Genomic DNA, 23,790 nt, shown 5'->3' on the forward strand with positions numbered 1-23,790 from the left:
GTAGTATTTAAAAAGTACTACCTTTTTTATTTACAAGTATGTAACAAATTGACACCTTACTCGTCAAGTATACATAATCAATCAAAAAACACTTGACGTGAGCACCATTTTAAAAGTTAATCACCTCACTAAAAAATTCGGATATCTTACTGCTGTAAAAGACCTTTCTTTCACTATTGAAAAAGGTAACGTTTATGGAGTTTTGGGTCCGAATGGAAGTGGAAAATCTACCACATTGGGCATTGTCCTTAACGTTGTTAACGCCACACAGGGTGATTTCGAATGGTTTGATGGCTCTGCAACTACACATCAAGCTTTAAAAAAAGTGGGTGCCATTATTGAAAGACCCAACTTCTACCCGTACATGACCGCGATTCAAAACTTGAAGTTAGTCTGTAAAATAAAAGAAGTTAGTGAAGATAAAATAGAGGAAAAACTAGAGCTTGTTGGTTTGTTAGACCGAAAAAATAGCAAGTTCAGAACCTATTCTTTGGGGATGAAACAACGTTTGGCCATTGCCTCTGCCCTACTCAACGATCCAGAAATTTTAATTTTAGATGAACCCACTAACGGACTAGACCCACAAGGTATTCACCAAATACGAGAAATCATTAAAAAAATTGCCTCACAAGGCACCACCATTCTATTGGCATCACATCTTCTAGACGAAGTTGAAAAAGTCTGTAGTCATGTCATTATCCTCCGAAAAGGTGAAAAACTCTATTCCGGTCGCGTAGATGGTTTATTGGCTAGTCATGGTTTTTTTGAATTGAAAACTGATAATCTTGAAAACCTAAAAACCTATCTGGAAAAACATGCGAGTTTTGGACAAGTTAAACTAGAAAATGATTGCATTACTGCCTTTTTAAAAGAAGAGATGAATGCCGGTGAACTTAACAAAACACTTATTGACCAGGGTATATTTTTATCCCATCTCGTAAAAAGAAAGGAAAGTCTTGAAGAGCAGTTCTTAACCTTGACTAAAAACCAATCCAACTAAAAGCCATGGTACGACTCTTACATATAGAATTTATAAAACTATGGAACAATCGGGCAAGCAAGGTTTTGATTCTAGCCTATTTCTTACTTTTAACATCCATAGCACTAGTTGCTGCTGTTAAGTTTGATATTGGACCCATTAAATTTCATTTGGCAGAACAAGGTATTTTCAACTTTCCATACATATGGCACTTCAACACCTTTATAACAGCATTTTTTAAACTGTTCTTGGCTATTGTTATCGTTTCTATGATGGCCAACGAATACAGCAACAAGACTATAAAACAAAATTTAATAGATGGGCTCTCTAAAAAGGAATTCATTCTTTCAAAATTTCTAACGGTTATCTCCTTCGCCTTAATTTCAACTATTTTTGTATTTGGAGTTTCACTCGTTTTAGGTCTTTTTTATTCAAACTTCACTGAAATCGGCATCATTTTCTCCGGTTTAGAGTTCCTTTTGGCTTTTTTCGTGAAGCTAGTCGGTTTTTTCTCTTTCTGTTTATTCCTTGGTATTTTAGTAAAACGTTCAGCCTTCGCTTTAGGTTTTCTAATCCTTTGGCAAGTATTCGAGTCCATATTTCGAGGTATTATTAGATGGCGTTTTTTTGATGGAGAGACTACCGACGTTATTATGGGTTTCTTTCCACTCAATGCCATGTGGAACCTTATCAAAGAACCTTTTACCCGACTAAGTGCGGTACAAACTGCCGTAAACCAAATGGGAGAAAAAATTGTACTCAACTATCATGTTCACTGGTATGAGATATTAATTGTACTAGCCTGGACAGGCATTTTCATTTATGGTTCTTATGCACTTTTGAAAAAACGAGATTTATAGTATACCCCCTTATCTAATTTTCTACTGGTAAACCAGTAGAAATACGTCACAGTTTACTAGTATTTATGAGTTAGAATTATTAGCAGATTACCCTTTCGATTATATTCATTCCCAGAACATAATTGAACACTATGAAATTCTTCTTTACACTAACAATTGCCCTTTCTTGTTTTTCAGCAATTTCTCAACAAGCAAATGACTGTATTGATGCCATTGTAGTTTGTGGTAATAGCAATATTTCTAGTAATGCAACTGGTTTTGGAACTCAAGAATTAGATGGCGAAAATGCCTGTTTACATTACGAAGAAAACAGTTTATGGTTGAGTTTGACCATTGGCACAGGTGGTAACTTGGCATTCAATATAATTCCAAATAGTACGGACTTAGTTGTGGATTATGATTTTTACGTTTTCGGCCCAAATAATGATTGTGGAAACCTTGATGACCCAATAAGATGTAATACAACTAACCCGTTAAAAGCTTCATTAAATTATAATGAAACCGGGTTACGAGATTCAGAAACAAATTTTTCAGGAGGGCCAGCTGAGTTAGGAAATGGTTATGTTTCTTCAATTCCCGCAAAGGCTGGTGAACATTATTATATATTGATTGATAGACCTGTTGGTACTGGTGGCTTTATACTTGAATGGACGGGTACAGCAGGGTTTCTTCCTTCTCCTGATGTTACTGAGCCAAATGATATTGAAGTTTGCGCATCACCTACCAATACTATGATTGATTTAACAAAAGATGAAGCTTCAATAACAACAAGTACTACAGCCAACATTTTATATTTTACCACATATAATGAAGCATTTGACAGTACTAACGCAATCACCGACCCAACTCAATTTACTTTCAACGGCACCAAAAACACTATTTACGCTCGGGTAACAAACCCCAATGGTTGTTTTGAAATTGTCGATTTTAACGTAGGTGTCACACTATTTGATGCCCCTCCAAATCTTGAATACACCACCTGTGATGAGGATGGTGGCGGACAAGCAGATTTTTCTATAAATGATATTAGTACTGATGCTGAAAATGCCATAAGTAACAGCTCTGCATATGGCTTGACTTTACACCCAAATGAAACGGCAGCAATTGCAAACACAGGTCAGATTACCGGTACTGTATTTACTTCCGCAAGCACAACTATTTATGCCCGTGTTAACGCTACTTCAAACAGCTCCTGTTATATCACCTACCCCATTTCATTAACAGTAAACTCATCATCATTTCCTACTTCTGTAGATTTAATTCAATGCGATATAGATCAAGACAACTCCTTGGATGGTATTACACAGATTAATTTAAGTCAATCATTCCCCAATCTAGACCCCACCTCCATTACCTATTACGAAACGGATGCTGATCGTACAGCCAACAACCCCATATTGAGTCCAAATATTTATATCAATACAACTCCTTTTAATACCACTATTTACTATAAAATAGCCAATAGTGATTGTGATAGTTTAGGTGAAATAGCAATTGAAGTAAAACCTACAACAGTAAGTCTAAATACTATCAGCCCAGTGATGGCATGCGCTGATAACCCTGAAGATGAATTCCCTGAAAGTACTTTTGATTTGGAAAGCATCCGCCAGAATACGTATGCCGGGATGGACGTAGCTTTCTATGAAAGTTTGGAAGATGCTTCTTTAGAACAAAATCCGCTTGACGGAAATTACAGAACTACCTCAACATTTTTATATACCCGTCTTGAAACTAATAACCAATGCAATAGTGTAGAGGAAATTGAATTCATTGTGAACAATTTACCCGAAATAACTCTAGAAGATAATTATGAGGTGTGTGCTGACGGAGAACCTTTGTTAATTAACGCTCCAGATGGCTTTGATGGATATAGTTGGCTTAAAATTGAAAACGGAATACCTCTGGAAATTAGCAGCGTTCAGCAGGTGACTATTACCGAACCTGGAAATTATAGCTTAGAAGTTGAAATTCAATATCAAAACAACAATCAGACCGCAAGCTGTATCAATTATGCCGATTTTCTAGTTACGCCATCAGCTCCTGTTATTATTGAGAACATAGATATTGAACAATTTTCTAATTCAAGTACTGTAGAGGTTGAAATAAGCGGAGACTCTGTTTACGAATATTCTCTTGATGGCATGACCTATCAAGATGAACCTAGATTTGATAATATAGAGGCAGGATTTTATACTGTTTTCGTACGTGATAAAAACGGCTGTGGCACATCTCAGAAAGATATTTCGGTCATAGGTTTTCCAAAATTCTTCACTCCTAATGGAGATGGTGCAAACGATACATGGCAAATTACAGGCTCTAGTACCAGTATTGACAATCAAACTATTAACATTTATGATCGTTATGGTAAGCTTATAAAACAGATCAGTTCAAATTCAATTGGATGGGATGGGTCATTGAACGGGCAACCACTACCCTCTTCAGACTATTGGTTTAGAATTACCTTAACCGATGGCAAAGAATACAAAGGTCATTTTTCCCTAAAGCGCTAATGGTACGGGAATTTTTTTCAAAAATAAGCTGCTAAATTTCAATAGCAAACGTTTATTAAATAACCTTTAAAAGATAAAACCTACCACTCATAGAATTTATACAATAACAAATATTTAGGCTGCTATATTAGCTCTCAAACGTAAGAGCTATATGAAACTCCCTCACTATCAACTATTTATTATAGGTATTCTTTTCGTGTTTTTTAAAGGAAATGCAAAAGAGGGTTATTCGCAGCCTTTAGTAGGTAACGAACCATTTATTACTACTTGGAAAACAGATAACTACGGTCTATCAGACGATAATCAGGTTACCATTCCTACATTTTTTGGAGAAATATATAATTATACAGTTGACTGGGGTGACGGTAATACTGACACTAATGTTACTGGCGATATTACACATACTTATTCCATTGCAGGAACATATGAAGTCTCTATTTCAGGAAATTTCCCTAGAATTTATTTTAATGCTACTGGAGATAAAGGAAAGTTATTAAAAATTAATAAATGGGGAGATAACGTATGGACCTCAATGGAGAACGCTTTTGATGACTGCTGGTATTTGGATGTTATAGCAAATGACATTCCTAATTTATCAAATGTTCAGAGTACCGCTTATATGTTCCGTGATTGTAGAATACTTGAAGGCACAGAAGAATTTAATAACTGGGATACCAGTAATATCAATAACATGGCGGGAATGTTCATTAGAACCGATATTTTCAATTCCACAATTGGTGAATGGAACGTAGAAAATGTTGATAGTATGTATTCTATGTTCTTACAGACTAATTCTTTTAATCAAAACTTAAATTTATGGAATGTGAGCAACGTAAAGAATATGGAAAGCATGTTCGCCCATTCTTCTTTTGATTCTGATATATCAAATTGGAATGTAGGTAAAGTCACAACATTAGATGGAATGTTTTTCAACTCATCATTTAATCAGGATATTTCAACTTGGGACGTTTCAAATGTCATCGACATGAACTCAATGTTTGGTCTCGCAGATTCTTTTAACCAAGATATAAGCAACTGGGATGTTCGTAAGGTGCAGAATATGTCTAGTATGTTTGTCAAAGCCAAATCCTTTGATAAAAATTTGAATAAGTGGCAACCTCTTAGTCTTATAGATGCCAATCATATGTTCAATGAATCAGGTTTATCGACAAAAAATTATGATGCGTTGCTTTTAGCGTGGAGTCAACTTAATCTAAAATCCAATGTAGATTTTGATGCCAATGATACCTACTACTGCAAAGCTGAAGAAGCTAGAACAATTATAATGGATAAATTTGGTTGGCTAATGGCTGACTCAGGCCTAGATTGCCCCCAGAAACCATTCATCACCACTTGGAAAACAGATAACCCTGGTACCTCAGCGGATAACCAAATTACCATTCCTACCTTTTTGGGAGAAACTTATAATTATAATGTTGATTGGGGTGATGGTACTCTTGATACTAATGTAACTGGAGATATTACACATACTTATTCCATTGCAGGAACATACGAAGTTTCTATTACAGGTGATTTTCCACACATATTTTTTCGTGATATGGGAGATAAAGAAAAAATTCTTACCGTTGAACAATGGGGAGATATCAAATGGAAATCAATGAATGGCGCATTTAGCGGTTGTACCAATTTAGATGTACTAGCTACAGATTCTCCCAATTTATCGGAGGTTACATCCTTAGCGAGTATGTTCCGAGGTTGTGAATCTTTAATTGGTACTCCAGAATTCAATAAATGGAATCTTTCAACCATTACGTCTATTTTAGGATTGTTCGAGAATTGTAATAAATTCAATCAACCATTGGCCAATTGGGATGTTAGCAAGGTCCAAAATTTCGAAGTAGCATTTCGGGGTGCATCCACTTTCAACCAACCACTTAATAATTGGGATGTTGGCAATGTTGTAGACTTAACCGGTACATTTTGGGGTGCTGTTTCTTTTAATCAACCCTTAGATAAATGGAACGTTTCAAATGTTGAAGAATTATGGGCTACGTTTTTAGGGGCAACTTCCTTTAATCAAGATATTGGAAGTTGGGCTACGGGCAAGGTAGTAATAACATCGGAAATGTTCAGAGAAGCTATTTCCTTTGACCAAGACATTAGCGCCTGGGATATCTCCAATCTAAGAGATGCATCCTGGATGTTTAAAGATGCGGGGCTATCAACCACCAACTATGACAACTTACTAATTGGTTGGAGTGCACAGGATGTCCAAACCCAACTTTATCCTTTCGGAGCAGGCTACAGTACATACTGTACCGGAGAAGAAGCTAGAAATAATTTAATAGAGAACCATGGTTGGAAAATCAATGATGCCGGGTTTGCAGGAATCACAATAGACGAATTGGAAGAGCAAGAACATACAGATAGTTATACATTACCAGCAATTAAGGGAACAAACCTAACAGGAAACCAAATGTATTACACAGGCCCAACCGGTACCGGGCAGTCCTTTGCTGCCGGAGCCACACTTTACGCAACAGATTTTCCTGACTATCCAGTAACATTGTACATTTATGATTTTAGGGGTGATAGCTATTCTGGCTGTACTGATGAAAAAAGTTTTGAACTTATATTAAACACTATTTGCAAAAATCCTGTTGCAGACAATTTAGAGGACGCACTGAGCTGTACGAGTTACACATTACCAGAATTAAGTGAAAACAATTTCTACTATACGGAAACCAGCGCGAACGGAGAAAGGTTTGAAGGCGGTGATATTATCTACAGCAGTAAAACCCTGTACATTCATGCGGGCTGGGATGACTGCTATGACGAGAATAGTTTTAAGATTACCATAAACAGAAATTTATGCGATATTGAGATTAAAACTATTGACCCATGCATGGTGGAGTTTCCGCAATTTATTACGCCTAATGGAGATGGGCGTTTTGATTCGTTTAAAGCTACAAAGAACCCGTGCAGCCAGTCCGGGAAATTAAGTATCCTTGACAGACGTGGTAGAGTTATTTTTAAGACAAATGATTTAAATACGGGATGGGATGGCAATGAGGACTCACGCAAACTACCTGAAACCGATTATTGGTACTTGTTTCAAAACTCAGATTCAGGCAAAACATTTACAGGTCATTTTACCATACTCCGATAGTTACCTATAATATTTTAATCGAACTCCTATAAATCGCACTTCTTTTGTAATTTTAAAGGATGAAATTTAAAGTAGTCTCAGAGTTCGAACCCACTGGCGATCAGCCAGGTGCTATTAAACAACTAGTTGAAGGTATTGAAAGTCAAGAACGGTACCAAACCCTTTTGGGTGTTACGGGGTCAGGTAAAACCTTTACAGTAGCCAATGTCATAGAACAAGTGCAACGTCCTACTCTGGTCCTTGCCCACAACAAAACATTAGCGGCCCAGTTGTATTCTGAATTCAAGCAGTTCTTTCCGGAAAATGCCGTGGAGTACTTTGTATCCTACTATGATTATTATCAGCCAGAAGCATTTATTCCTTCTTCTGGACTTTACATTGAAAAAGACCTATCTATAAACGAGGACATAGAAAAATTACGTCTTAGTGCCACTTCTTCTTTACTTTCTGGGCGTCGGGACGTATTGGTCGTGGCATCGGTTTCATGTTTGTATGGTATTGGAAACCCCGTGGAGTTTCAGAAAAATGTCATCACAATTAAAAAAGACCAAGTAATTGCGCGTACCAAATTTTTACATCAATTGGTGCAAAGTCTGTATTCCAGGACTACTGCAGATTTTAGAAATGGCAATTTTAGAGTAAAGGGTGATGTTGTGGATGTTTTCCCTAGTTATGCCGACCACGCTTTCCGAATTCACTTTTTTGGTGATGAAGTTGAAGAAATTGAGGCTTTTGACCCTTTCAACAATAACGTAATCGAAGTTTACGATACTTTGAATATTTACCCAGCGAATATGTTCGTTACTTCTCCTGATGTGCTGCAAGGAGCAATTCACCAGATTCAGGAAGATATGGTGAAACAGGTAGATTATTTTAAAGAAATAGGAAAGCCTCTAGAAGCAAAGCGACTGGAAGAACGAACAAGCTTCGATTTAGAGATGATTCGTGAACTCGGATATTGTTCGGGAATAGAGAACTATTCTCGCTATTTAGATGGCAGACAACCTGGCACTAGACCTTTCTGCCTACTAGATTATTTTCCGGACGATTATTTAATGGTAATTGATGAAAGTCATGTTACTATTCCGCAAGTACATGCTATGTATGGCGGTGACCGTTCTCGTAAAGTGAATTTGGTGGACTATGGTTTTCGTCTCCCTGCTGCAATGGACAATAGACCACTAAAGTTTGAAGAATTTGAAGCTCTACAAAATCAGGCCTTATATGTGAGCGCAACACCAGCAGATTATGAGCTACAACTAAGTCAAGGGGTGTATGTAGAACAGGTAATTAGACCTACCGGCCTATTGGATCCAATTATAGAGGTTAGACCTAGTCAAAACCAAATTGATGATCTAGTTGAAGAAATTCAGGTTCGAGTGGAAAAGGATGAGCGGACACTGGTTACCACTTTGACCAAACGAATGGCCGAAGAATTAGCAAAATACCTCACACGAATAAATGTTCGCTGTCGTTATATTCATAGTGATGTTGATACACTTGAAAGAGTAGAAATCATGCAAGATCTTAGAAAAGGCATTTTTGATGTGCTGATTGGAGTAAATCTACTTCGTGAAGGATTGGATTTACCAGAAGTTTCTTTAGTTGCAATTTTAGATGCGGACAAAGAAGGTTTTCTACGAAGCAATAGATCACTTACACAAACTGTTGGTAGAGCAGCAAGAAATTTAAATGGACGAGCTATTATGTATGCCGATAAAATTACAGATAGCATGCAGAAAACTATTGACCAAACCAACTATCGTAGAGAAAAGCAAATTGCTTATAATACAGAGCATGGCCTTGTTCCAAAAGCACTGAATAAAAGTTTGGATAGTGTCCTTTCTAAAAATTCAGTTTCAACATATCACTTTGAAAAAGAGGAGATGCGAGCTGCAGAACCAGACCTTGATTATATGACCAAAGACCAGATTGAAAAAATGGTCAGAGAAAAAAGAAAGGCAATGGAAAAAGCAGCAAAAGAACTTGACTTTATGCATGCCGCAAAACTACGTGATGAAATAAAAATACTCCAAGAAAAAACCTAATTCGGTACATTTTTCTCCAAAAAGTCAAAAAACTAAACATATTAAATAAAGGATACACTTAATTACATTCAAACTACTGAATTATAAATATATAACCTACATTTTTAGACACGTCTAAATTGCATTTATTTCACGTTTAATATTAAATAAAGAGTCTTTCACGTTCTTCATTTTCTGTTAGTAAGATAAACAAAAAAGTAACAAAAGTTGCTGTATATTTACCTCTTTCTACTCTTCAAAAAATCTTAAAAAACAGACAAAAAAATCACTTCCCCATAAAAAAATCCTACCCATAATATTATTTTTAATCAAAAAAAGCACCCTAGGAATATACCTAAGGTGCATCTTCAACTAACCAACCAAACTTAAATCTACCCGACTAAAAATCGGGATTACGAAACGTTTTGCCTTTACGACAAAACAACCAATCTAACTTTTACTTTAATTCAATAAGACGCTTTGGCTTTGGCAAAGCTTCTTCTTTTTTCGGTAACTCAACCTTTAGAACTCCATCAACATAATCGGCTTTTATTGCATCTACATCAATTGTTTCCGGAAGAGTAAAAGCTCTTTTAAAAGATGAAAATCTAAATTCACGACGGGTATAATTCTCTTCTTTCACTTCCTCTTCATTCTTCAATTCCGATGAAATTGTCAATAGATCATTATCCACTTCAATATTAAAATCCTCTTTCTTTCTTCCAGGAACAATTAATTCAAGACCAAAACTCTTTTCATTGTCCTTTATGTTTACAGCAGGTACACTTGCCGCCACATTCTCCATTCCTCCAAACCAGTCAGGCTTAAAAATTTCATTCATTAATGAAGGAAAAACCAAATTATTTCTTTTAACTATACTCATGACTTATATATTTTATGTTAGACTTTTTATTTGATTGGTCTAAAGCAAACGACATACCACTTAAAAATATATGACATAATGGCCTTTTGGCCAATTAAAAAGCGCCATTATGTCATTTTACCTAAGATTTAGTGAACAAATTGTCTGATTTAATACTTTCAAGTCATAGAACAACACAAGACTTATACTATAATGGTTCACGAACATGGTTCTCTCTTTTATTTGTAATACCTTGCTAAAAAATTCAAAGCCATGACTAATAATGACGTACTCAAGAAGCTTAGAGTAGCCCTGATGTTCAGGGATGATGATATAATTGATGTTTTAAAGCTTGTAGATTTTAATATTAGCAAGAGTGAATTAGGCGCTTTCTTCAGAAAAGATGATCACCCTAATTATATGGAATGTGGTGATCAGGTACTACGCAACTTTTTAAACGGTTTGGTCATACATTTAAGAGGAACCAAAGAAAACCCTAAGACACCAGGAGAAGTACTTTCTAAAAAAATAGTGAAGCAAACCAAGGTTGTACATACCAAAAGGCCTGATTTTAAGACTCAGCAGCAGAAGAGGGTCAATAATGATATTACCAACGTAAAATATAAGAACAAAAAAAAATCCTGAGTTCGATGATGAGTCGTACCCAGGATTAAAAATTTTCATAATTGAGTTATCCGTCAATACGAACTGGCAAAGTATAAGACCTACCCTCTTTATACTCATTAACACTTACTTTTTTATCGTGAAGACTTTCTTTTATAAAGGCCTCAACAACTTCATTGGCCGCATCTACGGACAAAATTACAATCTCACGATTTTCATTTATCGTAAAACGCACAAAGGCTGTTTGGTCAACTTCATTACTAGTTAAGGAATTGTAGCTTAACATTTCGTAAATCTGTACTGATAATTTCTTTACGGACTCTTTGTTCCCTCCTTCGTTAGCAGATACCGTACCCATGGAAAGTAGCATTGCAGCTACCAAGAATAAACTAATTTTTCTCATAATTGTCGTTTTAAATGATTTGATGAATTACCTTAAAGACGACGCATGAATTGAATTGTTACTAGAAAAATTAGATTTTAACAGATAGTTATGATTTAAACAATCAACTTTCAAAATTAATATGCCTGCTCATGTTCTCCTCCACGGAAATAAAGGATTCAATACCCCTTATACCCTCTATAGTAAGTATAGCTTCTTGATATAGGTTTCTATAGTGCAAACTATCTTTTGCATGAACCTTAATGAAAATATCATATTTACCAGTACTGTGATGAATTTTAACTACCTCTTGAATTTTTGCTAATTCCTCTATTACCACTTTATATAGAAAGCTTTCCCTTAGATAGATTCCCAAAAAAACGGTCATTTTGTACCCCATTTTACTATAATCCAAACTAAGAGTGGCTCCTTTAATAACCCCCATATTTTTCATCTTTCGCGTGCGCATATGTACTGTTCCTGGCGATATGCCAGCTCGCTTTGCCACTTCGGTATAGGGCATTTGTGCATCATCTGATAATAAAGTCAATATTTTGTGGTCTACTGAATCAAGTTTATCTCTCATTTGTAGTATTTTTCTCGGTTATTTTCCCCTCTCATTTTTCCTTCAATCCTTGATAATCAGGTTTGTTAACATAAAAATTGTTCCATTTAATTTACCATTTAAAGGGTTTTAGTAAAAATAGTTTAATGATTTTAAAAAAACAGTTATAATTCACTAATTAAACCCGTTTTTTTATGGATATAATTAAAAATTGCCTAGTTCAAATTTTCAATACCATAAAAATGGTTTTTTAACGCAATATTTACATATCGTTAGATTTTTAAAATTAAAAAATCTGAAAATTGTCATATCGTTCAATTTTTCCTTCAAAAATACCAATTCGTTAATTTTTCTTCTTATAACTACCTAAAACACAGTGTTTTCCAGGGCTTCCGTATTTTTTTTAATCAAAAAGTCACACTAATATTGTGGTGTCGTTACGTCATAAACAATGACTACCGACACGTTAAGTATCCGGAACTTTTCTTTTGATCTGCATTTGACCACCGTCCCCCGATTGGATAAGGTGTGGTTGGGCAAATGAACAATGTTTAGTATCAACCAAAACCTTGTACTTATGAAGAAAGCTCTAATAGTATCACTCTTATTTTTAAACTGTATATATGTATCATACAGTCAAGAGACAACCATTACCGGATCGGTAATAGATGAATTCGGTGTCGTGTTGCCTGGCACAGATATTATAATTAAAGGCACAACCAAAGGAACATTAACAGATTTTGATGGTAATTACACTATAGATGCCCCAACAGATGCTATTCTTGTAGTATCATCACTAGGCTATGCCACCCAAGAGGTCCCTATAAACGGTCAGACTTCAATTAAAATAACATTGGTCATGGCCGCGGAACAACTACTTGAAACTATTGTAGTAGGCTCAAGACGACAAGGGAGGACAAAGTTAGACACTCCTGTTCCTGTTGATGTAATCAACATTGCTGAAGCAGCTATAAACATGCCACAACAAGACATATCTCAAATGCTAACCGCGGCAGCCCCTTCATTTACTGCATTTACCAGTGGCGGGGGTGATTTATCCTCTTTTGTTAGTCAACCAAGTCTTAGAGGGCTTGCATCAAGTCAAATGCTTGTTCTTGTAAATGGTAAGCGAAGACACTCTTCAGCTATTTTAGCTGGCAATCAAACGGGGACTCCTGGTCCCGGTGTGGATATGAGATTTATACCTTCCGTAGGAGTAGACCGAATTGAAATACTTAGGGATGGTGCTTCTGCCCAATATGGCTCTGATGCTATAGCAGGGGTAATTAATATGGTTATGAAAAAGGGAACAGGTGAATTTAAAGGTAGTTTAACTGCTGGTGCATATACCAATAAGCCTGGTTACGACGATTCAGAATTAACAGCAGATGAAAGAGACCTAAACAGATCTTTTGATGGCTGGGATGGTCAAAACTTTCAATTTGATGGGAATTACGGTATTGCGTTCGAGAATGATGGCTACTTTAATGCATCCGTTATGTTAGCACAAGCGGAACGTACAGTGAGACCTAGTGTATTATCTCTTGAGCGCGCTCCTTTATATGATGAGGCTTACTTAACGAACAACCGTACAGAAACAAATGGTACACCAATCATAACAAACCCAGAACTTATTGCAGCACAAGCAAGTGGAGATGCAAATCTTATCAATTCTCTACAAACAGTTCAAGGACTTATGTCTGCAAGAGATATTGAACAAATTGATGTTGCTTCTTATAGCGGGCTACCCGCCAAAACGAATATGAGTTTAGCTTTCAATTTGGAAACTCCTTTAACAGAAACTTCTGATTTTTATGCTTTTGGAGATATTGGCTATCAATATTCTGATGCATACAGCTGTTTTTATAGAAGATCCGCACAAGCAGACAGATCTAGTTATGATCTGTACCCTAACGGTTTTAGACCACAAATCTATAATGATCAATATAACATCTCCCTTGCTACTGGAATTACAGGTATGATCGGCGACTATGATTTTGATTTAAGTAACACATTTGGTACGAACTGGGCCAAATACGGAATGTTCAATACATGGAATGCAAGTATTGGCTCTGGCTCTCCTACAGATATGAATCTTGGTACGCATAGTTTTTTACAAAACACTATAAACTTAGATGCTTCTCATTTTTATGAAGATATCCTATCTGGCTTGAACGTCGCTTTTGGAGGAGAATTAAGATTTGAAAATTATATTATTAGAGCTGGCCAAGAAGAAAGTTATACCGCTGGCGATGCCGGTGTAATTACAGCAACAGAAGACAATCAAGCACTTATAGGTCCTGATGGGTTTCCTTTGGAAGACCTTAATGGAAATCCCTTCATTGATGAATTCGGAAATCCGTTATCTCTTGAGTATGCAGGTGTAAGTCAAGAATTGGTAAAGAATTACGCATTAAACTGTCAATGTTTTAGAGGTTATGCCCCAGAAAACGAAGGCAATAACTGGAGATCAGTTATGGCTGCTTACGTAGATATGGAACTAGACCTTACTGAAAACTTTTTAGTATCTGGTGCACTTAGAGTAGAAAATTATTCTGATTTCGGTAACGTATTAACTGGAAAATTTGCTGGACGTTATAAAATAGGTGAAAACTTTTCTTTCAGAGGTTCGTTCAGTAGTGGTTTTAGAGCTCCTTCTTTACAAGAACTGAACTACTCGCATAGTTACACATTCTTCGTTGACCTTGTTCCTTTTGATGGTACCCTTTATCCTAATAACAGTTCTGCCTCTCGCGCTTTGGGCGTTAGTGCTTTAACCGAAGAAAGATCTAGAAACTACAGTTTAGGTTTCACGACCAAAATTGGAAAAGTTGACATAACAGTTGACGCCTATAAAATTGACATATTTGATAGAATTTTTGAAACAGGAGAATTTGATGCTTCGTCATCACCTGCGCTCGAACCTGTGATTGGTAGTGGTTTAGCAACGTTCAGAATCAATGGCGGTGATATAAGTACCCAAGGTATTGAAGCCGTTGTTAACTATAACACCAACTTAGGAGCTGGAAAGCTCGGATTGGTATTGGCCGGTACTTTTAGAGAAAACAAATTTGAAGGTGTAAACTTACCTGATTTAAATACCAACTTAACAGATGCTGAATTAGAAGAAAACTACGTAAGCCGTTCGCTTATCGGTCAATTTGAAACGGGTACGCCAAGTTCCAAAATAATAGGTACCCTTAACTATTCTGTGGGTAAATTCTCTGCTATGCTTAGAGGTACGCGTTTTGGGTCGGTTCAAACTAGAGATAACAACTTACGAACATTAGTTCCTGAAGGAACACTAGGTTATGCCGATCAGTTTTTCACACCTGAATTCACTACAGACATAGGTCTTACCTATAAATTTAACGACACCTTAAGCCTTACTGTTGGAGGAAATAACGTTTTCAATGAATATCCAGAAATCTTAAGATATGAACTACGTAGCTTCAACCTTTACTCACAATATCAGCAAGGATCTGCAGGGGCTTATTACTTTGGAAGATTAACTATCACCCTGTAATGATTTCAACTAACAATTAAGAAGAAGAAGATTATGAAAACATATAAAACTATTATCTTAATTTTTACCGTAGCTCTGGGACTTTTATCCTGTGAGCAAGAGAGATTAGAACCCGTACTTACTACAGCTGAAGGTGGCGGTACTTTAAGCACCTATCTAGCATACACGATTGAATCTACTGACCCATCAGGGTCAAATGTTTATGGCAGAGTAGTTTTCTACAAAACAACTTTAGACCAAACTTTGGTTCAGGTTTCCCTGTATAATACAGTAGAGGATTTAATGCACCCTGCACTTATTCTAGATGGCGCTATTGGAACAGAAACCACTACTGTAACAACTTTAGATACTGTAGACGGATCTACTGGTGAATTTGCATCAAGTAAGTTTTTCGTGATTACCGATGAGACTTATTATGACGCTATCGAGACCATGGATGCTCACATAAACATTTACCTAAGCGCTACCGACGACACTATTGTAGCGTCTAGTGATTTGGGCTTGAACGCAGAACCTGTAGAATCAAATTAAACTTAAACTTTTTAACTTAAAACACATATTATTATGAAAACATTAGACAGAAGAGCATGGTTGAAACGAGGAGCACTTACAGCAGCTGGAGCAATAGCTGCGCCGTATTTAAGTTATGGAGCCTTTGGTAACGAGCCAGTGATCATAGATGCTCAAGGCAATCTTCCATATACTCCTTTTTTTAAAGAGTATTTGCCTTATGAAGTAGACAAACCTGTTGAACTTCTTGCAAAATTAAACGCCAATGAAAACCCTTACGGACCATCACCTATGGCTGTTGATGCTTTTCAAAAATATGCACCAAAAGGTAATCGTTATGGATGGAAAGAAATGTTCGAATTGGTCGATAAAATTGCTGAACTAGAAGGTGTTAAAACTGAAACTATTATGATGGGGCCTGGTTCTTCTGACCTTTTAGAGAAAACTGCGATGGTATTTTTCCAAAATGGAGGGAATATTGTTTCTGCGGATCCTGCATACATGTCATTGATAAAAGTAGCTGAAGCTACAGGAGCAACATGGAAGCCTATTAAACTAAAAGATGATTGGTCTCATGATCTACCAGCCATGGAAGCTGCAATCGACGCTGACACAAAATTGGTATACATCTGTAACCCGAACAACCCAACGGGAAGTATGACAGACCATGAAGAGCTTGTAGATTTTTGCTCTAGGGTTTCTGAAAAAGTTCCAATTTTTGTAGATGAAGCCTATTTAGGATTTTTAGATGATGCTGCTAAAAAAAGTATGGTATCTCTAATAAACGAAGGTAAAAATGTAATGATTGCACGTACTTTCTCTAAAATTCAAGGTATGGCCGGCTTACGTGTAGGTTACATGGTTGCTCAACCAGAAACATTGGCCATCATTCAAAAGATAACAAGAGGTGGTATGGGTATTTCATTACCATCGGTTCATGCTGCAATGGCAAGTATGGATGATATTGAATTTTCAAACAAAACAAGAAAATTGAATTCTGAATGTAGGGAGTATGTTTATTCTGTATTAGACGGAATGGGTTATAGCTATGTACCATCATCTACAAGTTTTATAATCTTTCCTATTGAAATGGAAGGAAAAGCATTCTTAGAAAAAATGACCGCAGAAGGTGTTGGTGTTCGTGCTTTCAACATTATGGACAAAAACTGGTGCCGTGTTAGTATGGGTACTATGGAAGAAATGAAACTTTTCGGTGCTGCTTTACAAAAAGTACTGGCCTAAAGTTATGCAATGCCCCCAGAGAGTCGGTTTTAATCATCAATTGCCTTGATATCCCTAATCGGCTCTCCACGGGTTTTACAACCCTGTTTCACCTACTCATTCAATAACTCTTAAACAAACCACCTTATGAATTTTGCCCTTCAAAACACGTTAGAACTTTTACTTATTATTGGTTTAGGGCTGCTATTACAAAAAAAAGTAGCGAAACAAGACCTTAAAGGCGTCAAGGTAATTATATTAAGCGTTGCCTTACCGGCCGTGATTTTCGTTGCCCTTTTAAAAATAAAATTAGACAGTTCTTTATTGATTTTTCCCCTGCTTGCCTTAGCATTTAATCTTGTTATGTTACTGGCTTCAAAATACCTTCTTAACTCATCCGTATCAAAAGAAGAAAACTCAAAAAGAAGAACCATCATGATGCTAATGCCTTCACTGGCACCAGGTCTTTCATGCTTTCCGTTCATTGCCATTTATTTAGGAGATGACTCCGTAGCACTTGCCGCCCTAGCAGATGTTGGGAACAAAATTTTTGTTCTGATACTGCTTTATATGGTTGCTATGCACTGGTATCAAAAAAGAGCTTTAAAAGATTTACAAACCTCAACCTCTAACAAATTAAAGGGATTAGGTTTAGCTTTAATAAAAGAGCCCATTAATATGGTTATCATCGTAGGCCTTTTGTTATTGTCTTTCGGGTTTAACTTAGAATCACTACCTGGTTTTTTACAAAATACTGCATTGAGCATAAAAGTAATAATGACACCTCTTATACTATTGTTTATTGGTATGGCGGTACGTATTAAATCTGGTGAGTTTGGTCTTATCCTCTCTCTTTTAATACGTAGAGCAGGTATTACATTCTGCCTTTCTGCTATTTTTATATTACTATTCCCAGGCTTAGCCGCACCATTAGTTTTACTCATAATAGTATTCCCACAAAGCTCATGTAGCTTCTGGCCTTTTGCTCATATGAGTGCTATTAGCGCTATGGAAGAAGAAGACAAGCAAGATAAACCAACCTTTGATATAAATTTTGCCGTTAATATTTTGGCATTATCATTACCGTTTTCTACCATGTTGGCCATAGGAATCTTCTCTTTTAGCGATTTCTTTATCAACCCTGCAATTTTACTATTAATAGGTTTTGGTATGATAACGGTTTCTTTTATTCCATATTTAATTGAAAAAGTAAAGAAAAGCAAAGAAAGGGAGCTGTCCGGCCAATTTAACACATACGCAGGCATAGATAACCATTCACAAACTTCAGAGGATAACTAATTTTATAAAATCTTTACTAAATTTATCTAAAAAAAGAGTATGACAATTGGTATCCCAAAAGAAGTAAAAAACAACGAAAATCGCGTAGGCATGACACCTGCAGGCGTCTTTGAATTAACTAAACATGGTCATATTGTTTATGTTCAATCCAACGCTGGAGATGGAAGCGGTTTTTTTGACAATGACTACAAAAAAGCGGGTGCACTCATTTTAGATACTATAGGACAAGTTTATGGTATTAGCGAAATGATTGTAAAGGTCAAAGAACCAATGGCCGAAGAATATGATTTAGTCCAGCCCGATCAAATTGTTTTCACCTACTTTCATTTTGCCTCTAGTGAACCATTAACCAAAGCAATGATAGAAAGTAAATCTATATGTATTGCTTACGAAACGGTTGAAGATGCAGATGGCACCTTACCTCTACTAACCCCTATGTCCGAAGTTGCCGGAAGAATGGCCATTCAACAAGGGGCCAAATACTTAGAAAAACCAGCAAAAGGCAGAGGTGTCCTTTTAGGAGGAGTACCAGGTGTTGCACCAGGCAAAGTATTGGTATTAGGCGCTGGTGTAGTTGGCGTACAGGCAGCAAAAATGGCTGCAGGGCTTGGAGCTCAAGTCACTATCCTAGATATTAATATGAAGCGACTTAGACATATAAATGATGTTATGCCACCTCATGTAATAACGGAGTTCTCTAATGAATTTAATATCCGAAAGCATATACAAACACACGACCTTATTATTGGCGGTGTTCTCTTAAAAGGAGCCAAAGCTCCAAATCTTATTACTAGAGATATGCTTAAAGAAATGAGACCAGGAACAGTTATAGTAGATGTTGCCGTAGACCAAGGCGGATGTGTAGAAACTACGAGACCAACCACTCACGAAGACCCTATTTACATTATTGACGATGTAGTACATTATTCAGTTGCCAATATGCCCGGAGCTGTCCCGTATACATCTACCGTTGCACTTACCAATGTAACCCTACCGTATGTATTAAAACTAGCGAATTTAGGATGGGCAAATGCTACTGATGCAGACCCAGCTCTTAAGAAAGGGCTAAATATAATTAACGGAGAAGTGGTTTATGATGGTATTATGGATGCTTTTTAAAATTTAACAATACTAAACACACCATAAAAAAAAGCGGTCCCTTATAAACAAGAGACCGCTTTTTCAATTATAAAATGAGCTTTTTATCGCTTTGCAACTTCTATTGGAATACGGTATACAATACCTTTTTCAAAAGTACCTTTTGATAATTTCTCAAAATCGATTGCACTTTTCAAAAATTCCTTCAAAGCTTCGTTTTCTGTTTCTATAGAAAGAATTCTTAGGTAATTTCCTTCATCAACAGCTACTCTAACTTCTGCTTTAGAGCCTCTAATATCATTAGGAATAACGTTTGTTCCTAACATCTCATAAATTTGTGAAGTAAGAACTTTTAATGCTTTTGGTTCGTGTACTTCAACTTCGGGTGTGCTGGCTAGAACATAACCTATGTTGAATACCATCATCACCATTAATGCATAAATTGATTTTTTCATGGCGTTTGTTGTTTTGTTTTGCTAATTCAGATAACTAATTCATGTTAAAGATATTACAATATAGAGGTCTCATACTGGTTATTTACTAAAATTTAACACTAAAAAACAGTAATGTCATAAAAAGGGTGCAAAAGCTAACGATATTTCAGCTTTTGACTATACCTGAGCCACATACAAATCCGGATATTGGAAAATAGACCTCAATTGAGCATAAAAAAAGAGGGATAAACTGTGACGCTTATCCCTCTTTAAAATTTATATAAAACGGTAAATTCTATACTAAAACCTCTTTTACTTTATCCGCAGCTTCTTGAAACTGAACTGCAGAATGTACCGCTAAACCAGAGTTATCAATAATCTCTTTTGCAATCTCTGCGTTGGTTCCTTGTAAACGAACAATAATAGGAACTTTAATAGCATCTCCCATATTTTTGTAAGCCTCTACAATACCGTTTGCTACACGATCACAACGTACAATACCCCCAAAGATATTTACAAGAATTGCTTTAACACCTTCGTCTTTTAAAATAATACGAAACGCTTCTTCAACTCTCTTGGCATCTGCAGTACCACCTACATCCAAAAAGTTAGCAGGTTCACCACCGGCCATTTTTATTAAATCCATTGTAGCCATTGCTAATCCCGCACCGTTAACCATACAGCCAACATTACCATCTAAGTCCACGTAGTTCAATCCTAACGCTCCAGCTTCAACTTCAATTGGGTTTTCTTCTCGTAAGTCGCGCATTTCTGCATATTGCTTTCTACGATATAATGCATTATCATCAATAGACACTTTGGCATCTACCGCCATAATTTTATCATCTGATGTTTTCAATACTGGATTGATTTCAAACATGCTAGAATCACTCTCTACATAGGCTTTGTACAAAGAGGCAACGAACTTGGTCATTTCTTTAAAAGCAGTTCCAGAAAGTCCTAGGTTAAAAGCTATTTTTCTAGCTTGAAACGGTAAAAGACCTGTAGCAGGATCAATCTCTTCCGTAAAAATAAGATGTGGAGTGCTCTCGGCAACTTCCTCAATATCCATTCCACCTTCCGTAGAATACATAATCATATTTCTACCTGTTCCTCTATTTAATAGAACAGACATGTAAAACTCACTAGTTTCGCTATCGCCCGGGTAGTATACATCCTCGGCAACTAAAACTTGGTGTACTTTTTTACCGGCTGCAGAAGTCTGAGGGGTAATTAGGTTCATTCCTATAATGTTCCCTGCAATCTCCTCTACTTCTTTTAGGTTTTTGGCCAATTTTACACCTCCACCTTTACCACGGCCACCTGCATGTACCTGGGCTTTTATAACGTGCCAACCTGTTCCGGTCTCTGCAGTTAGTTGTTTTGCAGCCTCAACGGCTTCCTTTGAATTATGGGCCACGATACCGCGCTGAATGCGCACACCGAAACTGGCCAAAATCTCTTTTCCTTGGTACTCGTGAAGATTCATATATTAAGGTATATTTAGATTCAGAAGCAAAAATAGCAAACGCAAAGGATTTAGACTAATGAAATATAGAGTTAGTTGCATGGATATACAATCTCTTTTAGAGATTAGCTCATTCAACACCAAGTTTACTCGTCTAAAAATGAGCTTGCACCCCCTACAGTTTAGTTTTTATGGTGTATAAAAAAATGTCTACAGATTAAAATCTTCAAAATCTAACGGATCAAAATTCTTGAAGTTACCGTTCATCTCTATGGTCTTCTTAGTTCGGTTTACTTCGCTCAACATGGCTATTGTAGAATTTAAATGCCTCTTCATATATAATAGGCGGTCAGATTCCTTTGGTAATTGCACCAATTCATATTCTTGATTAAACGAAAGTCCCATTTTGTGGACCAATACATAACTATTGAACTTTTCTAATGGTAATAGTGTATAAGGTACCCCCATGAGCTCGTATAGTTCATGAATTTTATCCAGCACTTCTTTTTTTAAGGATTTGTCCGCATCGTTTAAACTATCCAAAAATTGAATTTCACCACCTGGATATAGCTTTCCTTCCATTTGAGTTTCAAAACTAAGAATGCGGAAAACTTGGCGCGCAACACAGGTTACATCCATGCTACCATCATCATAGGTGTTTACAATCTCTACCAATTGTACCTCTGTTCCAAAAGTCATACTATCATTTATATACACGGGAATTCCAAAGGTAACCGCTTCCTTTCTACAGTCTCTGATCAACTCCTTATAACGGTCTTCAAAAATATGTAGTGGCACGGTTTCACCCGGAAAAAATATAGATTGCAGTGGTAATAGAGCCAGTTTCATAATATAAATTTGGTTTAAAAATACAACTGAATTGACGAACCACAAACTTATATCATATTCTAGTTTGTTTTAAAAATAACAATTTGTTGTATTTTTTATAATTGTAATAGATTTTTTGCGCATATGAGATTAACGGGCTAAATTTGCATTAAATACCGAAGGATATGAATAATGCCGATTTGCTAAATATAGCAAAAACCTATGGAGACCCCGTTTACGTTTACGATTCGGAAAAAATAATTTCTCAGTTTCAGAGACTTACAAGTGCTTTTAGTAGCGTAAAAAAGTTAAAACTTAATTATGCCGCTAAGGCATTATCCAATATAGCTATACTTAAATTGATGAACAGTTTAGGTAGCGGTTTGGATACGGTTTCTATTCAAGAAGTACAATTAGGATTACTTGCAGGATTTAAACCAGAATCTATCATATTTACCCCTAATGGCGTTTCTTTAGAAGAGATTGAAGAGGCTTCTAAGTTGGGCGTTCGTATTAATATTGACAACCTCTCTATTTTAGAGCAGTTTGGCAGCAAGCACCCAGATGTTCCTGTGTGTATTCGTATCAACCCTCATGTTATGGCAGGTGGAAATGCAAATATCTCCGTGGGCCACATCGATTCAAAATTTGGTATCAGCATTCACCAGATTCCGCATTTGCTACGCATTGTTAATGTTACGAATATGAACATTAACGGTATACACATGCATACCGGAAGTGACATTTTAGACATTGATGTTTTTCTATACGCCTCAGAAATACTTTTTGAAACCGCTAAAAACTTTAAAAATCTAGATTTTATAGATTTCGGAAGCGGTTTTAAAGTACCTTATAAAGATGGTGATATTGAAACCAACGTTGAAGAACTGGGTAAAAAATTAGGTTCCAGGTTCAATGAATTCTGCAAAGAATACGGTAAAGAACTAACACTTGCCTTTGAACCAGGAAAATTTTTAGTGAGCGAAGCGGGTAATTTCCTTGCAAAAGTGAACGTAGTAAAACAAACTACTTCTACTGTTTTTGCTAGTATTGATTCTGGTTTTAACCATCTAATACGCCCAATGCTTTACGGAGCCACACATCGTATCTTGAACATTTCCAACCCAGAAGGTAGAGAACGTTACTATTCTGTTGTAGGTTACATTTGTGAGACCGATACTTTTGCGAGCAATAAACGAATTAATGAAATAAGCGAAGGCGATATTCTTTGCTTTAAAAATGCAGGTGCATATTGCTTTACCATGGCCAGTAATTACAACTCTAGGTTTAGACCAGCGGAAGTATTGTGGCACGAGGGCAAAGCTATATTAATTAGAGAGCGAGAGACTTTTGACGACCTTATAAAACATCAGATAGATGTTAAAAATTTGTTTTCTCCTAAGAAGGAGAAGGCCGTAGCAAAATAAACTTGTTCCATTTTCGTTAGTTTTGGTACATTAGTTGGAC

General features: G+C 36.4%; 18 protein-coding genes. 12 read left to right on the forward strand and 6 right to left on the reverse strand.

Annotated elements, in window-relative coordinates; genetic code table 11:
* Positions 1–97 precede the first annotated feature (97 nt).
* The 5 genes from IWC72_RS00725 (at position 98) to uvrB (ending at position 9,527) form a co-directional block, all read left to right on the forward strand.
* Positions 98–1,000: an ABC transporter ATP-binding protein gene (locus tag IWC72_RS00725; protein ID WP_194528505.1), complete on the forward strand. Its 903-nt coding sequence runs from the start codon at positions 98–100 to the stop codon at positions 998–1,000.
* Between the two features lie 5 nt (positions 1,001–1,005).
* On the forward strand, positions 1,006–1,839 hold the full coding sequence (locus tag IWC72_RS00730; protein WP_194528506.1) for an ABC transporter permease: 834 nt from the start codon (positions 1,006–1,008) through the stop codon (positions 1,837–1,839).
* A 131-nt stretch (positions 1,840–1,970) separates the two neighbouring features.
* On the forward strand, positions 1,971–4,349 hold the full coding sequence (locus tag IWC72_RS00735) for a T9SS type B sorting domain-containing protein (RefSeq protein ID WP_194528507.1): 2,379 nt from the start codon (positions 1,971–1,973) through the stop codon (positions 4,347–4,349).
* A gap of 151 nt (positions 4,350–4,500) precedes the next feature.
* A complete protein-coding gene (locus IWC72_RS00740) occupies positions 4,501–7,479 on the forward strand; it encodes a BspA family leucine-rich repeat surface protein (protein ID WP_194528508.1) in 2,979 nt (992 codons plus the stop codon).
* Positions 7,480–7,538: 59 nt separating this feature from the next.
* On the forward strand, positions 7,539–9,527 hold the full coding sequence (gene uvrB, locus IWC72_RS00745; RefSeq protein WP_194528509.1) for an excinuclease ABC subunit UvrB: 1,989 nt from the start codon (positions 7,539–7,541) through the stop codon (positions 9,525–9,527).
* Between the two features lie 436 nt (positions 9,528–9,963).
* Here the strand turns inward: uvrB and IWC72_RS00750 are convergent, their stop codons facing one another.
* Complete coding sequence (locus IWC72_RS00750) at positions 9,964–10,389, reverse strand: Hsp20/alpha crystallin family protein (protein WP_194528510.1); 426 nt, start codon at positions 10,387–10,389, stop codon at positions 9,964–9,966.
* Between the two features lie 252 nt (positions 10,390–10,641).
* Between IWC72_RS00750 and IWC72_RS00755 the strand changes: the two genes are divergently transcribed.
* On the forward strand, positions 10,642–11,013 hold the full coding sequence (locus IWC72_RS00755) for a DUF1456 family protein (protein ID WP_194524360.1): 372 nt from the start codon (positions 10,642–10,644) through the stop codon (positions 11,011–11,013).
* A 46-nt stretch (positions 11,014–11,059) separates the two neighbouring features.
* Here IWC72_RS00755 and IWC72_RS00760 read toward each other — a convergent pair whose 3' ends face one another.
* Entirely contained in the window at positions 11,060–11,395 is a 336-nt protein-coding gene (locus IWC72_RS00760) for a hypothetical protein (RefSeq protein WP_194528511.1), read from the reverse strand.
* 103 nt (positions 11,396–11,498) lie between these two features.
* Positions 11,499–11,960 carry an Lrp/AsnC family transcriptional regulator gene (locus IWC72_RS00765; protein ID WP_194524362.1) on the reverse strand — a complete coding sequence of 154 codons (462 nt, stop codon included), beginning with the start codon at positions 11,958–11,960 and terminating at the stop codon, positions 11,499–11,501.
* Between the two features lie 556 nt (positions 11,961–12,516).
* On the opposite strand from IWC72_RS00765, the gene IWC72_RS00770 reads away from it, so the two are divergent.
* The 5 genes from IWC72_RS00770 to ald all read left to right on the forward strand — a co-directional run bounded on the left by IWC72_RS00770 (position 12,517) and on the right by ald (position 19,614).
* Complete coding sequence (locus IWC72_RS00770) at positions 12,517–15,465, forward strand: TonB-dependent receptor (RefSeq protein ID WP_194524363.1); 2,949 nt, start codon at positions 12,517–12,519, stop codon at positions 15,463–15,465.
* Between the two features lie 33 nt (positions 15,466–15,498).
* On the forward strand, positions 15,499–15,996 hold the full coding sequence (locus IWC72_RS00775; RefSeq protein ID WP_194524364.1) for a hypothetical protein: 498 nt from the start codon (positions 15,499–15,501) through the stop codon (positions 15,994–15,996).
* Positions 15,997–16,029: 33 nt separating this feature from the next.
* Complete coding sequence (locus tag IWC72_RS00780) at positions 16,030–17,217, forward strand: pyridoxal phosphate-dependent aminotransferase (protein ID WP_194524365.1); 1,188 nt, start codon at positions 16,030–16,032, stop codon at positions 17,215–17,217.
* Positions 17,218–17,343: 126 nt separating this feature from the next.
* The gene (locus tag IWC72_RS00785; RefSeq protein WP_194524366.1) at positions 17,344–18,495 is read left to right on the forward strand and encodes an AEC family transporter; all 1,152 of its coding nucleotides are present in this window, start codon (positions 17,344–17,346) and stop codon (positions 18,493–18,495) included.
* Between the two features lie 39 nt (positions 18,496–18,534).
* Positions 18,535–19,614, forward strand: coding sequence for an alanine dehydrogenase (gene ald / locus IWC72_RS00790; protein WP_194524367.1), 1,080 nt, complete (start codon positions 18,535–18,537; stop codon positions 19,612–19,614).
* A gap of 83 nt (positions 19,615–19,697) precedes the next feature.
* On the opposite strand, the gene IWC72_RS00795 is transcribed toward ald, so the two are convergent.
* The 3 genes from IWC72_RS00795 to IWC72_RS00805 all read right to left on the reverse strand — a co-directional run bounded on the left by IWC72_RS00795 (position 19,698) and on the right by IWC72_RS00805 (position 22,344).
* Positions 19,698–20,048 (reverse strand): hypothetical protein, encoded by a 351-nt coding sequence (locus IWC72_RS00795; protein ID WP_194524368.1) that lies wholly within the window; start codon positions 20,046–20,048, stop codon positions 19,698–19,700.
* A gap of 274 nt (positions 20,049–20,322) precedes the next feature.
* A complete protein-coding gene (gene sucC / locus IWC72_RS00800) occupies positions 20,323–21,516 on the reverse strand; it encodes an ADP-forming succinate--CoA ligase subunit beta (protein WP_194524369.1) in 1,194 nt (397 codons plus the stop codon).
* 189 nt (positions 21,517–21,705) lie between these two features.
* Positions 21,706–22,344 carry an LON peptidase substrate-binding domain-containing protein gene (locus IWC72_RS00805; RefSeq protein WP_194528512.1) on the reverse strand — a complete coding sequence of 213 codons (639 nt, stop codon included), beginning with the start codon at positions 22,342–22,344 and terminating at the stop codon, positions 21,706–21,708.
* 164 nt (positions 22,345–22,508) lie between these two features.
* Between IWC72_RS00805 and lysA the strand changes: the two genes are divergently transcribed.
* Positions 22,509–23,750, forward strand: a complete 1,242-nt coding sequence (lysA, locus tag IWC72_RS00810) for a diaminopimelate decarboxylase (protein WP_194524371.1) — start codon at positions 22,509–22,511, stop codon at positions 23,748–23,750.
* The last annotated feature ends 40 nt before the right edge of the window (positions 23,751–23,790 follow it).

Source organism: Zobellia roscoffensis (genome assembly GCF_015330165.1).
Classification (GTDB): domain Bacteria; phylum Bacteroidota; class Bacteroidia; order Flavobacteriales; family Flavobacteriaceae; genus Zobellia; species Zobellia roscoffensis.